General features: G+C 58.8%; 15 protein-coding genes. 8 read left to right on the forward strand and 7 right to left on the reverse strand.

The genetic code is table 11. The annotated features are described in order from the left end of the window. Positions 1-122: 122 nt before the first annotated feature. Positions 123-935: a FlxA-like family protein gene (locus KXU80_RS20940; protein ID WP_219835080.1), complete on the forward strand. Its 813-nt coding sequence runs from the start codon at positions 123-125 to the stop codon at positions 933-935. Positions 936-996: 61 nt separating this feature from the next. On the opposite strand, the gene KXU80_RS20945 is transcribed toward KXU80_RS20940, so the two are convergent. Further along, entirely contained in the window at positions 997-1,245 is a 249-nt protein-coding gene (locus KXU80_RS20945; protein WP_219835081.1) for a hypothetical protein, read from the reverse strand. 197 nt (positions 1,246-1,442) lie between these two features. Here KXU80_RS20945 and KXU80_RS20950 point away from each other — a divergent pair, with 197 nt between their 5' ends. Then, on the forward strand, positions 1,443-2,609 hold the full coding sequence (locus KXU80_RS20950; protein WP_219835082.1) for a sialidase family protein: 1,167 nt from the start codon (positions 1,443-1,445) through the stop codon (positions 2,607-2,609). A gap of 101 nt (positions 2,610-2,710) precedes the next feature. Here the strand turns inward: KXU80_RS20950 and KXU80_RS20955 are convergent, their stop codons facing one another. Further along, positions 2,711-3,214 carry a hypothetical protein gene (locus KXU80_RS20955; protein WP_219835083.1) on the reverse strand — a complete coding sequence of 168 codons (504 nt, stop codon included), beginning with the start codon at positions 3,212-3,214 and terminating at the stop codon, positions 2,711-2,713. Between the two features lie 105 nt (positions 3,215-3,319). Between KXU80_RS20955 and KXU80_RS20960 the strand changes: the two genes are divergently transcribed. Then, a complete protein-coding gene (locus KXU80_RS20960; protein ID WP_219835084.1) occupies positions 3,320-3,700 on the forward strand; it encodes a VOC family protein in 381 nt (126 codons plus the stop codon). A gap of 20 nt (positions 3,701-3,720) precedes the next feature. Here KXU80_RS20960 and KXU80_RS20965 read toward each other — a convergent pair whose 3' ends face one another. After that, the gene (locus KXU80_RS20965) at positions 3,721-7,059 is read right to left on the reverse strand and encodes a DEAD/DEAH box helicase (protein ID WP_258171085.1); all 3,339 of its coding nucleotides are present in this window, start codon (positions 7,057-7,059) and stop codon (positions 3,721-3,723) included. A 229-nt stretch (positions 7,060-7,288) separates the two neighbouring features. Here KXU80_RS20965 and KXU80_RS20970 point away from each other — a divergent pair, with 229 nt between their 5' ends. Continuing rightward, positions 7,289-7,720 (forward strand): SRPBCC domain-containing protein, encoded by a 432-nt coding sequence (locus KXU80_RS20970; protein ID WP_219835085.1) that lies wholly within the window; start codon positions 7,289-7,291, stop codon positions 7,718-7,720. 12 nt (positions 7,721-7,732) lie between these two features. On the opposite strand, the gene KXU80_RS20975 is transcribed toward KXU80_RS20970, so the two are convergent. Beyond that, a complete protein-coding gene (locus tag KXU80_RS20975; protein ID WP_219835086.1) occupies positions 7,733-8,587 on the reverse strand; it encodes a helix-turn-helix transcriptional regulator in 855 nt (284 codons plus the stop codon). A 195-nt stretch (positions 8,588-8,782) separates the two neighbouring features. On the opposite strand from KXU80_RS20975, the gene KXU80_RS20980 reads away from it, so the two are divergent. Continuing rightward, a complete protein-coding gene (locus tag KXU80_RS20980; RefSeq protein WP_219835087.1) occupies positions 8,783-10,687 on the forward strand; it encodes a beta-L-arabinofuranosidase domain-containing protein in 1,905 nt (634 codons plus the stop codon). Between the two features lie 80 nt (positions 10,688-10,767). On the opposite strand, the gene KXU80_RS28500 is transcribed toward KXU80_RS20980, so the two are convergent. Continuing rightward, on the reverse strand, positions 10,768-10,923 hold the full coding sequence (locus tag KXU80_RS28500; protein WP_374987797.1) for a hypothetical protein: 156 nt from the start codon (positions 10,921-10,923) through the stop codon (positions 10,768-10,770). After that, entirely contained in the window at positions 10,910-11,731 is an 822-nt protein-coding gene (locus KXU80_RS20990; protein WP_219835089.1) for a helix-turn-helix transcriptional regulator, read from the reverse strand. The genes KXU80_RS28500 and KXU80_RS20990 overlap by 14 nt, the downstream gene beginning before the upstream one ends. Before the next feature lie 205 nt (positions 11,732-11,936). On the opposite strand from KXU80_RS20990, the gene KXU80_RS20995 reads away from it, so the two are divergent. The 3 genes from KXU80_RS20995 (at position 11,937) to KXU80_RS21005 (ending at position 14,779) form a co-directional block, all read left to right on the forward strand. Then, positions 11,937-13,040 (forward strand): FG-GAP repeat domain-containing protein, encoded by a 1,104-nt coding sequence (locus KXU80_RS20995; RefSeq protein WP_258171086.1) that lies wholly within the window; start codon positions 11,937-11,939, stop codon positions 13,038-13,040. After that, positions 13,037-14,104, forward strand: coding sequence for a Gfo/Idh/MocA family protein (locus KXU80_RS21000; protein ID WP_219835091.1), 1,068 nt, complete (start codon positions 13,037-13,039; stop codon positions 14,102-14,104). The genes KXU80_RS20995 and KXU80_RS21000 overlap by 4 nt, the downstream gene beginning before the upstream one ends. Positions 14,105-14,203: 99 nt before the next feature. After that, a complete protein-coding gene (locus KXU80_RS21005; RefSeq protein ID WP_219835092.1) occupies positions 14,204-14,779 on the forward strand; it encodes a nucleotidyltransferase family protein in 576 nt (191 codons plus the stop codon). A gap of 102 nt (positions 14,780-14,881) precedes the next feature. On the opposite strand, the gene KXU80_RS21010 is transcribed toward KXU80_RS21005, so the two are convergent. Then, positions 14,882-15,388 (reverse strand): hypothetical protein, encoded by a 507-nt coding sequence (locus tag KXU80_RS21010; protein ID WP_219835093.1) that lies wholly within the window; start codon positions 15,386-15,388, stop codon positions 14,882-14,884. Between the last annotated feature and the right edge of the window lie 149 nt (positions 15,389-15,537).

The following is a 15,537-nucleotide window of genomic DNA, read 5'->3' on the forward strand; positions in this document are numbered from 1 at the left end:
TCCGGTCGGAATGACGATGTAAATCATATCCAACTTTGAAAGGGAGTTACGGCGTGAACCGAGTTTCAAGCGCATCTGCACCTCAAAATCAGAATCATAATCAAAATCATGTGTCACATTCGATGAAGAACTTTAAAGTCGACTACGAGAAGCGGATTAAAAACCTGATGGAGCAATCGGCGAAGCTGAAGGAACAGCTTCAGAGAACCGCCCTAAATAAAGAGCTCGACAAGGATACACGTAACGCGCGGGTAAGTGCATTACAGGATCAAATGCAGCAGATCGAATCCTCGATTATCGAGCTTCGCTCGGAGCAGATGAGGGAAGCGCAGGAGAAAGAGAAGGAGAAAGAAAAAGAGGACAAGAGCCACGGTTCAAAAGACGATACGAAGCTCGATATTGCTGTGAAAGTCAGCATTGCGTTCGATCAAGCGAAGACGCTGACGAAGGCGAAGGAACGGTTCGAGCAGGAATCCAAGTCGATTGAAGGCGAGGTGCGTACCGATCGCTTAATGATGGAAATCGGCAGCAGCTCCGGCGAGAATAAGAGCCTTGCAGATATGATTGCAGAGAAGAAGAGCCGCGCTGAGATGAAGGCTAATATGGAGTCCACTGTAATTAGGAGCAAGATGGAGGCAATCGGCGAATTGCGCAGGAAAGCCGAAGATCTGGATCAAAGATTCGGCAATAAGCTGGAGGAGATCAAGGATACCATCGATGAAGCCAATGATCCGAAGGAATCCGAGGATGATTCCAAAGATACCAAAGGTACTAAGGATACGAAGGATACCAAGGACATCCAGGATGCTAAGGACACGAAAACCGACGAGACGCCCACGGGAAACCAGGAGGGCGATTCGCAGCAGCAAGCTGCGCCGGCTTCGAACGGAAACAGTGTTCAAACCGCGGCAAGAGGGATTGATATTCGAATTTAAACATGCGTAAGCCCCGAGCAGCCATTGCATCGGGGCTTTGTCATGCATTTGGAATGGAAGATTAGGCGGCTTTGCGGGAAGGGGTTTGAGGTACGGGTACGGCGTTCCGTTGGGCGATGTCGCGAAGCTCGTGCAGCAGCTCGTCCAGCTCTTGCCGGAGCTCGTTCAGCTCGCGGTTGCAGCGGGCTTGCAGTTTGTTCAGCTCTGCGGGGGAAAGTTGATCTTGTCTGACTTGGTAAATCAGTTTGTTTGTCATTGTCTCGCTGTCGCAAATGCGATTGGCGTACACGATGGCTGGGCTAGAGGACATGGAAGTAAGCTCCTTTTAATGTGTTTGAACTCAGTATAGCAATGGATTATTAACGACGATTGCGGGAAGTGTGAAGGGAATGTTAGAAGTTGTAATTCGGGCATTCGTCCTGCAACTTGGCGTTCCCGTTCTACGTCATGTAAGGAAAAGATAGAAATTTGCTTCTTAGGGGTAATAACAAGACGAGGTGATGACGAATGAGAAGAAAATGGCTTGTGCTGCTGCTGGCTGCGATGCTGCCGGCTGCGTCGTTTACGGGATTCGCGAGCGGCGCGGAAACTGCGTCTGCGAGCGCGCCGAAGTCGACCGCGGTATGCCGCACGGATAACCATGGACTGACATTGAATGCGATGAAGGACACGTCCGACCCCAATCTGCAGTCCATTCAATTTCTAAGCGCCAAGGTCGGACGCGCGGCAGGCAACGGCTTCATGATCGGCACGTCCGATGCGGGCTGCCATTGGCAGGCGATTTATAACACGGGCAAGCTGAATTTTACGCAGCTGGCATTTCTGACGAACTCGGTCGGCTACGTACTGGCGCAGGTCGCCTACGGCAAGCCGAATACGCTGCTCAAGACGATGGACGGCGGCAAAAGCTATACATGGATTCCCACGGGCCAGCATCCGTTTGACCGGATTCAATTCCTGAATGCGAGTACGGGCTACGGGTTCACGCGGGCTTTCACGTATAAGACGGCAGACGGCGGGAAAACGTGGACCAAGCTGAACACGCTGCCTAATACCCGTTACGTCCATTTCATGACGGAGCAGAAGGGCTGGGCGGTAATCGTGCTTGCGACCGGCGGGTACGAAATCAAGCGGACGCTTGACGGCGGCATCCATTGGACGGATTCGCTGAACGTGAAGGCGGCGACAAATCTGGGTGGAGCGATCTACGGCTCAGACAGCGCCGATGTCTGGGTGCTGCTGTACGGGGGTTCCGGGATGTCGCAGACGTCGTATTCGCTCTTCCATACGAAGGACGGCGGCGCGCATTGGAAGCAGGTGATCTCGCATCCGACGGCTGGCGGCGGTCCTGCGCCGGGACCGGCTGCTCCGGCAGGCAAGCTGGCTGGACCAGCGGGCAGGCCGACGGATATGGCGGTCATCGGGCATGAAGCGGCCTTCCTCGTCGCGGGCAGCGGCGCGATCGACGCGCTTCAATTCGGCCGTTCGCTGGATGACGGCAGCACGTGGGAGAATCTCCCCGGCGCGGCGCCTGGCTATGACGGGAAGCTATCCTTCGTCTCGCGCACGGCAGGTTACTTGGCTGTGACGAGCTTCGAGAAGCCGGCGGTCTATAAGACTGATAACGGCGGCAAGAATTGGACGAAGGTGTTCTCCCTGCCGGTCAAGTTGTAGCTGACTGCAGCTGCGCGAAGGCCTAGGCGTCCCAGAAAGGCGAAAACCTCCAAAACCATGGCTTAGCCTGCGGTTTTGGAGGTTTTCTGTATCTTGCTACATCATTTAGCTGCGCGCTCTTGCTTCCAGCCGGTATTGATCCAGTCATACAATTCCGCAGACTTGGCGCGAAGGCTTAAGGAGCCGGCGTAGATTGCAATCTCTCCGCCAACGGAGAAACAGGATTTTTCGACGAATCCATTGGACAATGACTTGGAGAAGCAGTCATAGGCAGGTTCAATGACGATTTCTTTTCCCGTCTGCAATCGAATATGAAGCGTTCTCGGGTAGCCGTGCCTGCCGTATTCAGGCTGAAGGCCAAGAGGTACTGCGGCATTATACCAATTCCGGATCTTGGCAATTACGCTTCTCCCCTCTGGCGTCTGGAATGTGTACAGCGGGGAGGGTGCAGTGCTGTGCAGACCGCCTCTTATTTGCACGGATGCGACGGCATCGGTTCGAAGCGGCTGCTCCGGCTGTCCGGGGGCTGCGTAAGAACGGCTTGTTGATAGGAGCACGGCCAAGAAAAGCAGGATAGCGAAAAGTTTGACGCCGCCAAGTCTCATTTCGGGCATGCCTCCTGATTCGTTATTGCCATTCATTATTTACGGGCTGAACCGCTTTCATGCGGTTGGTGCTATAATAGGGACAAAAAGGCGGTGAGCCCTGCAATGATACGTCACGAAGGCATTCATCATGTCAGCTTGATCGTAACCGACCTAGGACGGGCCAAACGATTCTATGAAGAGGTTATCGGGCTGCAGCCGATCGTGCGGCCGGCGTTTGATTTTCCCGGGGCGTGGTACGCGATCGGCGGCAGCGGAGAGCAGCTGCATCTGATCGTGCACGCGGGAGAGATGGGGCGAAGCGGCGGCATTGATACACGCGACGGGCATTTTGCCATACGGGTCGCCGATTTCGACGAGACCATCGCTTGGCTCGACAGGTGCGGCATCGAGCACCGCAATAACCGGAACAGCATCACGGGCTTCGCCCAGATTTTCCTGCTGGACCCCGACCATAACATCATTGAACTGAACGCCGCGCGGTAAGCGCGGCGTTCTTCGGCGTTCTAGGTGAGCGCGAGCAATTCTTTGATTTCGTCCTCGGTGAGCGCGGCGAGCGCTTCTTCCCCGGGGCGGATCACTTCGTCGATGAGGTTCTTCTTGCGCTCCTGCAGCTCCACCATCTTGTCCTCGACGGTGCCTTCCGCAACAAGGCGGATGACCTGGACAACCTTCTTCTGACCGATCCGGTGGGCGCGGTCCGCGGCTTGCTGTTCTACGGCGGGGTTCCACCACAGGTCATAGAGAATGACCGTATCCGCGCCGGTCAGGTTAAGCCCCGTGCCGCCGGCCTTCAGCGAGATGAGAAACAGCTCCTGCTCGCCTTCGTTAAACCGGCTGCTCAGCTCGGCGCGTTCCCTAGGCGGCGTGCTGCCGTCCAGATAGAAATGCGTGACGCCGCGCTGCTGCAGCTCCTTGCGGATCAGCTTCAGCATCTCGACGAACTGCGAGAACACGAGCACGCGCCTGCCGGCGCTGCGGCATTCGTCGATGAGCTCAAGCAGCTGCTGCAGCTTCGCCGAGCTTCCCTCGTAATCCTCGACAAACAGCGCGGGATGGCAGCAGAGCTGGCGCAGGCGGGTGAGTCCGGCGAGGATGCGGATCCGGTTCCGACTCAGCGTGTCTTTGTCCAGATGCCGGAGCGTTTCCTGCCGCAGCTTCGCCAGATAGGCGGCGTACAGCCGCTTCTGCTCCGGCAGCAGCGCGGACGCCTGCACGGTCTCGATTTTCTCCGGCAGCTCCTTGAGCACCTCGGATTTGACCCGGCGGAGCAGGAACGGCCGCGCGCGCTTGGCGATCGTCTCGCGGCTCAGATCGGCGAAGGCCTTGCGTCCCGGAAACAGCTCCGGGCATACGGCATCGAACAAGGACCAGAGCTCCTCCAGCCGGTTCTCCACCGGCGTTCCCGTTAGGGCAAACCGATTGCGGGCCTGCAGCAGCTTCACGCTGTGGGCGGTCTGGGTCGTGTAGTTCTTGAACGCCTGCGCTTCGTCGAGGAACAGCGTATGGAAGGCGAGGCCCGCATAACGCTCGATGTCGCGCCGCAGCAGCGGGTACGATGTGATGACGACGTCAGCCGTACCGCTGGCTGCGAGGACGGCGTCTCGCTCCGTTTTTGTTCCGTCCGCGACGACGGCGCGTATGTGCGGGGCGAACTTGCGCAGCTCATTGCGCCAGTTGTACGTCAAGGAAGCGGGCGCAACGATGATCGCCGGAAGCCGCTCCGCGCGGATCTCCGGCAGCATAGCCAACAGGAAGGCGATTGCCTGCACCGTCTTGCCAAGGCCCATATCGTCGGCGAGAATACCGCCGAAGCCGTAGTAGGCCAGCGTCCGCAGCCATTGATAGCCGTAGGCTTGATAGTCTCGCAGCGGGTGCTGCAGTCCCTCCGGCATCTGGAAATCCAGATGCTCCGGATTGCGAAGGTTGTCCAGCAGGCGGCGAAACGCCTTGTCCAGCTTAACCGCGCTTCCCTGCCTCGGGGTGTCCATCAGATGGAGGCCTCGGTACAGAGGGATATGGATGCCGGAAGCGCGCAAATCCTTCACCGTAAACCGGGCTTCATTAATGAGCCGAATAATTTCCTGCATCTGTTCACTCTCGAGCGGCATGAGAGAGCCGTTCGGAAGGCGGTGATAGCGTCTCTTCTCGTCAATTGACCTCAATAGCGCCTTGATCTCCGATTCCGGAATACCCTCGATATCGAACGTCACATCGAGCCAGTTGGTGCGCTCGTTCAGCTGCACCGCGATGCTTGGCGGCAAGCTCCCGGTATGGATGCGCCTTCGTACCGCGGACGTGGCATGGACGGTGAGCAGCTTCTCCAGCTGCGGCACGACATGGTAGAGAAAATGATACTCGCTGTCCTCGTCGCCCAGGAAATACCCCGCCTCCGTCTTGGCGAAGGACGCGCCCTCCATGAGGGCTAGAATTTGCCGTTCTCGCTCGCCGTCTCGCACGAGAATCGGGCCGTCGCTGCGGTGTTCGTGCTCCGTTTCCAGCGGATTGACGATCAGATCGCCGTAATGGAATTCGAGCGCCGCAAGCAGCCGGTCCCGCACGCGGTCAAGAAACAGCTTCGCGCGCAGCGGACGCTGCGTGATCCGCTCCGCCACCGCGTCCGCGATATACATGCTGCCGAGCTTGAGCAGTCCCGGCATGACCCGTTCCATGAACGGCCCGATCTGCGCGGGGTTGAGGGAGAGCTCGGGTTCCGGCGAACGCTCCAGGAGCGCCTGCAGTTCCAGCAGCCGGCTGCAGTCATCGGCGGGCAGACGCAGCAGCTTGCCGCCCGTCAAGATCAGGCCGTAGGCTTCGAGGATGGTCATCTCTTGCAAGCCTTGGACGCGCAGGCATGCTCCGGGATGCTCCGATTCGTTCCCTTCGAGCTCAAAATGCAGCGGAATTCGCTCGTCCGTCACGGCCATGTTCGCGTAGATGACCTTGTTCAGCTCCATGACCGCTGAGGTCGCCGCCGTCAGCGCGGGCAAGAGCGCTTCCCACTTGTCGGGAGGAATAAGCAGCATGCGGTCGCCGCTCATCGGCGCGGCATGGACGGCGTAGACGCTGGATGTTTCCCGGAAGAGCCGCTCCTGCTTCACAATGGCAATCAGCTGCTCAATGACGGCATAGTCCTGCGGCAGAAAACAATGCAACTGCGGCACATAGCTGATGGACTTGGAGACGGCGTGCATTTCTCCCTCTGCCACGCAGCTTAGAAAATCCCGGATATGCGCCACGGAGGCCGTGCGCTTATCGCCGATCTTCATCTCCACGCCAAGCAGCCGTTTGCCGCCGGCGTATGCGAAGGGCTTGCAGACGAACGCCGCGCCGAGCGGCGTCCGCGTATCGAACCTCGACTGAACTGCGCCGAGCGGTCGCTGCGCCTGCGGCGCGAACAGCCGCAGCAGCTCGCCTGCTCGCTCGTCGCTGCCGTCCGTCCGCTCGCCAGTCTTCCCTCGAGCGGAGCTGTCCGCTACCGGGCCGCTCCCGGTCTCGGAGCTCGCGGTACTTTCGCGGCTGCCCGCTACGTGCGGCGCGCCAGGCGTGCGCCCGGCCTGCTGCGCATCGTATAGAAGCAGGAGCACCGCTGCGATATGCGCGCAATATTTATCGTAGGAGGACAGCGAGGGGCAGGTACAGGCGGCCCTCACGTCGCCGTCCTCGCCGTAACGAAGCGTCACCTCGAAGCGCTCCTGCAGGCTGACGGCCGCTTCGCAATGGCCGGCGTCGGCATCGTAGTACGTGACCGCGACTTTCCCGCTGCGGAAAGCCGCTTCGCCTTTCTTATAGGAAAGCTGGCCGCACATGGACTGAATCGCGGATAATTTGAGCGTAGGGTTCATGCGGCGGACACACTCCTTAACGGGGCTGATTGTTCAGCTGGTTTATTTTTAACGTCAAGCAAGAATTAGCAGTCGTCATACCGAATCTATATCGTCAGATTCCATTATGAAGGGGTGCGGGGCTCGTGTCTAATGGGTGAAGGGCACCGCATCCCCAACAAGTATAAGCCGCAGGACGGGGGAAACCCTGTAAACTGGAACATAGCCCAAATCGGAAGGATGTATCGCAATGCAAAATGTAACGAAGATGCGAATCAACAAACCCGCAGGTGAAGTCTATGAGGCGTTCGCCGACCCGGCGCGAATCGGGAACTTCTGGTTCTCCTCCAGCTCGGAACGATGGGAGTCCGGAAAGATAATCACATTAATCTACAAGGAGTACAACGCGCAGGTGGACATCCACGTGCTGGAGGCGCAGGCGGGTCAGCGGATCGTGTTCCGCTGGGGCGGGGAAGCCAATACGGTGACAATGACGTTCCGCGAACCGGAGCCGGGGGTTACGATTCTTGAGATCGTCGAGGCGGGCTTCCGGGACGACGATCCCGAGCTGTTGGCCAAGCTGGTCGACAACAAGGAAGGCTGGGTGTTCGTGCTGACCTGCTTGAAGGGCCATCTGGAAAGCGGGGCCGTCCAGCTGAGGACCGGTCTTGTGAAAGACTGACAATCCCATCCGTCAGCTGCGGTACCGCATCCGGAACGCCTTCGGCCGCGAGCCCGCATGCTTGGCGAAACAGCGGACGAAATACGGGAACGTGAGGAAGCCCGCCGCCTCGGCGATTTTGCCGATGGGCTCGCTCGTGTGGATGAGCAGCTGCTTGGCTTGTTCGATGCGGTAGCGGGTCAGGTAGTCGAGCGGCGTACAGCCGAACGCCTTCTTCATGCAGAGGGCGATGTAATTGGGGTGAAAATGCAGCTGTTCCGCCAGCGCCTTGTAGCTTACCTGCTCCCGGTAATGGCGGCGCAAGTAGGCGGCCGCTTCGTCCGCCAGCGCCAGCTGAGGGTCTTTGGCCGCGGTGCCGCCCTCCTCCTGCAAATGAAGCAGGAGCTGCTGGAACAACTGCTGCTGCCTAAAACGATCCTGCACTCCCGGTGCGGCGCATAGCTTCGTTAATTCCTCCATCCACTCGTATACGATCTCCTTCGCATGCAGCTCGCCCGAGCGCGGTACATCGAAGACAAACGTTTCAATTTGCATGTAGGCATCGGTTGGCGCTGGATGAGCGTAGGGCTCGTGCTCCGTCGCTTCGTTCCACGCGCCGAGGGTCTGGAAATGCAGCCAGTGGAAATGCGTTATTTCACTGCACGGCATCGCCGTCCGGTGAGAACGGTCCGGGCGCAGAATGGCGAAGCTCCCTGCGGGAACCGACAGCGCTACCCCCTCCTCCTCGAGGAACAGGCAGCCTCGCGTCGTGACGAGCAGGTCGAAAACGCCGATGCCGGTACGGTTGGGATGCCGGCCGCCGGCGGAGTAGGTATCTTCGCCGGACGTAATATAATGCGGCATCGGCGGAGAAGTGAATCGGAACATTAAGAGTACCCCCTGTTGACTGGCAGTCCCTTTAGTATAAGGAATACAGGGGCTCTTTGTCATGCCTGCGTTAATGATCGAAATGTTGTAATTGGACAATAAATGGTTGTCTTCCGTTATCGGCTCCGCGCACCCGATCATGCTATATTCAGAGCATAGGAACCAACTTAGCCGATAAGGGAGACGATCATCGCGATGGAGACGACGACAAGCAAAGGACAGCAAACCGCTTTCCGGGCACTGCCGCTCGGCGCAATCAAGCCTGCGGGCTGGCTGCGCAATCAGCTGCGCATTCAAGCGGACGGGTTCACGGGGCATTTGGAGGAGCATTGGGGCGACGTGGGGCCGGATAACGGCTGGATCGGCGGCGCGGGCGAGAGCTGGGAGCGGGGGCCGTACTACTTGGATGGACTGCTCCCGCTCGCTTATCTGCTGGAGGATGAACAACTGATTGCCAAAGCGCAGCGCTGGATCGAGTGGTCGCTCGCGAGCCAGCGCGAGGACGGTTATTTTGGACCCGCGGGGCTGATTCGGACCGTTAACAATGATTTGGACAAGAAGCAGGATTGGTGGCATTACACCATCATGCTGAAGGTGTTCACGCAGTATGCGGAAGCGACCGGCGACGAGCGCGTCGTACCGTTTCTCACGAAATTCTTCCGCTACATGGACGGCATGATCGATGACCATCCGCTGCAGGGCTGGGCGAAAGCGCGCGGCGCGGATCTGGTGCTCTGCGTGCAGTGGCTGCATGAAGTGACGGGGGAGCCTTTCCTGCTGGAGCTTGCCCGCAAGGCGGCGGAGCAGACGACGGACTGGACGGACGTGTTCCACGACTTCCCGTATTGGCGTAAGGTCGAAGAATGGGACTGGACGACGCATGTCGTGAATGTGGCGATGGGCATCAAGACACCGGGCATCCGCTTTGCGCTGACCGGCAATGAGACGGAGCGGGCCGCGGTGCACCGCGGGATCGACAGCCTGATGACCTACCACGGTCAGGCGCACGGGATGTTCTCGGGCGACGAATGGCTGTCGGGGACACACCCGAGCCAAGGCGTGGAGCTGTGCGCCGTCGTGGAATATATGTTCTCCATGGAGCATCTGACGCGCGTGTTCGGCGAGGGGCGCTTCGGCGATATTTTGGAGAAGGTGGCGTTCAACGCGCTTCCCGCCACGATTGCCAAGGATTGGACGTCCCATCAATACGACCAGCAGGTTAACCAAATCCTGTGCAACGTGGCGCCGCGCAACTGGAGCAACGGCCCGGACGCGAACGTCTTCGGACTGGAGCCGAACTTCGGCTGCTGCACGGCCAATATGCATCAGGGCTGGCCGAAATTCACGTCCCATCTGTGGATGAGCGACGGACGCGGCGGGCTTGCCGCCGTATCGTATGCGCCGTGCACGGTGAGCGCGCAAGTCGGGAGCGGCGCAGGGGCAGCGATTACCGTCGACGGCGCGTATCCGTTCCGCGATACGGTCAGCATGCGCGTGGAGCTGGACCGTCCGAGCGAAGTCTTCGCCGTGTCACTTCGCATCCCGGCCTGGTGCGAAGCGCCGTCGCTGACGATTAACGGCGTTAACGCCGCCCTTAACGTCGTTAACGGCTATGCGCGAGTCGAGCGCGAGTGGAAGAACGGCGACACGATCCTGCTGGCGCTGGCAATGGAAGTGAAGACGACCTCCCGCAATTTGTACGCCGTCAGCGTGGAACGCGGACCGCTCGTCTACGCGCTGCCGATTCAAGAGAACTGGCAGCTGCTGAAGAAGCGCGAGAAATTCCACGACTGGGAGCTCTACCCGGGCTCGCCGTGGAAATACGGCCTGCGTGCGGACAGCGCGTACGAGGTGAGCGAAGCCGAGGTGCCGTACCAGCCGTTCGACGCGGCGCATGCGCCGGTGAAGCTCAAGGCTGCCGGGCAGCTGGTACGCGACTGGAAGATGGTAGGAAACAATGCCGGTACGCCGCCGATCTACCCGAACGTGGAAGGGCAGGAGATCGCAGAGCTGACGCTAGTCCCTTACGGCAGCGCTCGTCTGCGCATCGGCGAATTCCCGCTGATCGGAGAGCGGGAGAAGGCGTGGAAGAAGAAATAAGCGGCGGGCGCGAGAGACGACGCCTCATGAAGAAGAGCCGGCCGATGTCATCGTGCATGACATCGGCCGGCTCTTTGGCGTTAGCGTGCATCCCGGACCCAGACCGTCATCTCTCCGGGGCCGCGATTGGCCCAAGCGAAATACGGGATGAACCGGACGTTCTGCTGCTCGACGCCGGCATCGGAACCGCGGGGGGTCTGTAACAGCCGGTTCCAGTGTTCATCAGGAGCCGAAATGCTTCTTGCGGAATTCCGTAGGTGTCGCGGACGACAGCCCTTTGAACCACTGCGCGAAGTACTGCACGGAGGAGAACTGCAGCCGCTCGGCGATGTCCTGCAGCGATGCGTTCGAGTGCTTCAGCTCCGTCGAGGCGTAGAACAGCCGTTCATGCTGGACGTATTGATTGACAGTCATCTGCATCTGGCGAAGGAACATGCGCGACAGATGCCGCTCGCTGACGAAGCAGGCGACCGCGATTTCTGCCACGGTGGGATTGCGGTAGAAATGCTGCTGGATGTAGAGAACGGCATTTTGCAGAACAGGAGAGGGCTGGCCATGCCCATTGAGCGGCTGGGCGGATGGAAGGGACGACGCGTTGCTCAAGCGGGACTCCAGCACCTTCCAGATCATCTCGATCAGGCGCATATGTCCGAGCAGCCTGCTGCCCATGCCCGCGTCACCGATGCCGTTCATGCTCTCGAAGATCGACAGCAGGTCCCCGCTCGAGAAGCTGTAGGGTGCATAGATGCGGGGCAGTGGCTCCCATCCTTCCGGCAGCTGCAGGTCGAACACGACAAAATACAGTCCGAGCGGCGAGGATTTGTCCGAGAATTGCGCGTGTATTTCGTGGGGCGGGGCTAAGTAGACCATGCCGGGGTAGAGCTCGATCTCGCCGCCTTCGAGCAGGTTGCGGCCGATGCCCTCGGTGATGAAGTGGATTTCGTAATGCTCATGCTTGTGCGGCGCGATGGTCCAATCCGGATCGGGTGTAATCCGCCCTGCGCCTATAATCCCGATCTCGACGCCTTCGTAGTTGACCCGCATCCGCTCCTCCTCCGGTCCCCGTGCTGCGCATCAGTTTTTACTGTCAACACGGTTTGTGCTTGTTAGCAACAGTATACCATGGGAAGGGCTTACATTTGGTCTGACTTTCGTATGATTGTGTCCGAGTATTGGCTGTAAGTGCGTACGGGCTTCGCTTAGAATGAAGGCGAAACTCGAAACGACAATCCCGCAGGAGGTAGGAAACGTGTCCATTCAGTTCCGCAAGCGCAAGATCGATGATACAGCCTATGAGGCATGCAGCGTATTCGACGTGAACAATGACGGTGTATTGGATATTGTAAGCGGGGCCTTCTGGTACGAGGGGCCGGATTTCGTCAAGAAGCATCTGATTAGCGACGTACAGGCCATCGACGGTTACCATGACGACTTCAGCGATTTCCCGATGGACGTGGACGGCGACGGCTGGACCGATATCATTACGGCTTCCTACTGGAGCGATGCCGTGCGCTGGCGCAAGAACCCCGGCGTGACCGGCGAAGCATGGCAGACGTTCGACGTCGGCCCGAGCACGTGCAACGAGACGGTAAGGTTCTTCGATATCGACGGCTGCGGGATTCCGGAGATTTTCCCGAACGCGGTGAACGAGCCGCAGAAGTACTTCAAGCTTGTCGTTGACGCGGAGGGCCGCGGCACGGGGCAATTCGAGACGGTCGTGATCGGAGCGGCACAGGCGGGACACGGCATGGGCTTCGCGGATGTCAACGGTGACGGACGGATGGACATCGTGTTGTCCGGCGGGTGGCTGGAGCAGCCGGAGGATCCGTCGCAGCGGCCGTGGACCTTCCATGCCGAGTTTGAGCTCGGTTCTGCGAGCGTGCCGATTCTCGGCTATGACGTGGGCGGCGATGGCCTGACGGATCTGATCGTCGGCCAGGGTCATGACTATGGTCTGCACTGGCTGGAGCAGCGGATCGACGAAGGCGGCAATCGGACGTGGATCAAGCATGAGATCGATATGACGGCGTCCCAGTTTCACGATATGCAGCTGGTCGACATCGACGGCGACGGCGAGCAGGAGCTCGTGACCGGCAAGCGGTACCGCGCCCATAACGACGGCGACCCCGGCGCGTTCGACGACATCGGCATCTACTATTACAAAATCAAGAACGGCGCGTTTGAGAAACATGTCATTGATTACGGAACGGCGGGCGAGGCATCTGGCTGCGGCATTTATTTCTGGGTGCAGGATATAACGGGCAACGGTTATCCGGATCTTGTTGCGCCGGGCAAAGACGGCCTGTACCTATTCGAAAATTTGGGAAGAGATGCGGAGGCGAGCGAGCAGTGAGCAAAGTGAAAATCGGTTTTGTCGGTTCCGGCTTCATGGGCCAGAACGCGCATTTATTCAATTACGCCATGCTGCACGATCAATGCGAGGTCGTGGCGCTGGCGGAGCCGCGTGCCGAGCTTGCGAAGAAGGTCGCGGCGCGTTACGGTATTCCGCGGATCTATGCCAATCATACGGAGCTGCTTGCCCATGAGAAGGTGGATGCGATCATTGCGTCGCAGCCGTATCAGCAGCATGCGATCCTCATTCCGGATCTGCTCCGTGCTGGCGTACCGGTCTTCACGGAGAAGCCGCTCGCGCTGTCGGTGGAAGCCGGCGAGCGGCTTGTTCAGATTGGCGAGGAATACGGAGCGCTGCATATGATCGGGTACCATAAGCGTTCCGATCCGGCCGTGGAATACGCCAAGGCGATCATCGAGGAATGGCAGGCAAGCGGCGAGTTCGGCCAGCTGAACTATGTCCGGGTATCTATGCCGCCTGGCGATTGGGTCGGAGGGGCGGACAACGCGCTTTATTCCAACGAGCCCGCAGGCGCCTCGGAGCGTGAGCCGAAGCCGGAGGGGATGACGGACGAGGAGGCGGCAAGCTACGATGTCTTCGTTAACTACTATATTCACCAGGTCAACGCGATCCGCTTCATGCTGGGTGAATCCTATAAACTCACGTATGCTGCCCGTTCGGGAGCGCTGCTTGTCGGCGAGAGCGACAGCGGCAAATGCGTGACGCTGGAGATGGGGACGTATGTAACGTCGACCGATTGGCAGGAGAGTATCCTGGTTACGTTCGATAAAGGCTTTATTCAGGTCGAGCTCCCGGCGCCGCTCGTTCGTCAGCGCGCGGGTAAAGTGACGGTATTCCGCGACAACGGCAATGGACTGCCGAGCTTTACGGAGCCTGTCCTGCCGAATCAAGGCGCCATGCGCAGGCAGGCGGTCAATTTCCTGGCCGCCGTTCGCGGCGAGCGGCCGGCTCCATGCACGGCAAGTGAAGCGCTGGAGGACCTTCGGATTGCCCGCGATTATATCAAGTTCATGACGCGGTACAAGGAAGGGTCCAAGGTTTAGAGAGGCAGGCTCAATGCCGGTATTGGAAATTCCAGGTTGAAGCCAATGGATGCTGGTGTATAATAGGAATATATGTTCGCGTGTGAAGGAGCGGCTTCGATGATGATGAATGAACGGGATATTATCCGGCTCGCAGCCGAAGATGAATGGATGATGGACGTGCTGCGGGCCGCCCGCTCGCTTGCATTACCGGACTGGTGGGCGTGCGCGGGCTTTGTGCGGTCCAAGGTGTGGGATACGCTTCATGGTTTCGAGGTGCGGACGCCGCTGCCGGATGTGGATATCGTTTATTTCGACTCCGAATCCACGGATGAGGCCGCGGAGAAGGAATTCGAGCGGCAGCTGAGGGTGGTCATGCCCGATGTTCCTTGGTCCGTTAAGAATCAAGCGAGGATGCATACGTTGAACGGCAATCCGCCGTACGCTTCCTCCGTCGATGCGATCTCGAAGTTTCCCGAGACGGTCACGGCGCTTGGCTTGTCGATGGATGACAAAGGCGATATGCGCCTGGCTGCGCCTTGCGGCATTGATGATCTCGTGCTCATGATCGTCCGACCGACGCCGTATGTTCAAGCGCATCCGGCGATGTTCGGCCTTTATGAGAATCGAATGGCGAAGAAGAACTGGCGTGCCGTCTGGCACCGGATTGAGATTCAGCCGATCGGGCCTGCGTAAGTGCTGCTGCCCTGCGTTGCTGATCAGCGCAGCGGGGGAGAGCGGGATTTTGCCCAGCAGCAATCAGGGCATGGTGTGCTCTGAGCGCTCCTGGCGCGCCTGCTAGCGGTTGTCGGCATCGTCAGCCTCCATCATGATGACGTTTCGGCTTGCAGCCGACCGAGCAATGCGCACCTCATACTTGAATTCGACGGTAGAGTCGTCCGCGTACACGTAAATCGATGTAAATGGGGCAATCGAAAGCAAGCTTTCGTTCATATTCCAAGGGGTCAACGGGAGTGCGTAGGGCCTGCCGGTCGACCAATCCAAGACTTGGATGGAGATATTGGACGCAACATTCGAGCCCATGTTGACCAGATCAACCAGGACGAACGTCGTGTCGGGATTGATTCGAAGCACCCCTGTGGTAAATACAATTCTTGTGCTGCCCCTTGCCCTTGCCCTTTGCTTGCAGTTCGGCCGTTTGGGCGAAATGTTCCCCGAAGGCTTGCGCTGCGGTTTCCTCGCGACAGACGTGCGTAGGACGGCGCTGCTGCTGGCCGAGCGGCTGCTTTCCGCTTGGTCCGGTGCAGCGCCGTCCTTTAAGTTTGATTGTCTAGCAATCAACATCTACCATCCCTGCTTTCTTCTCACGAGTGCTCCTATGCGTGCTAGTAATAGTAGATGCAGAGAGGTGCAGAAATGGTAGGGTGAATGTCTCTGAATCTAGCGAATGCCCCAGGAAAGTTCGACTCGCCGAGGCTATAGAGACACGAAAG

The sequence above is a fragment of the Paenibacillus sp. R14(2021) genome (assembly GCF_019431355.1).
Classification (GTDB): domain Bacteria; phylum Bacillota; class Bacilli; order Paenibacillales; family Paenibacillaceae; genus Paenibacillus_Z.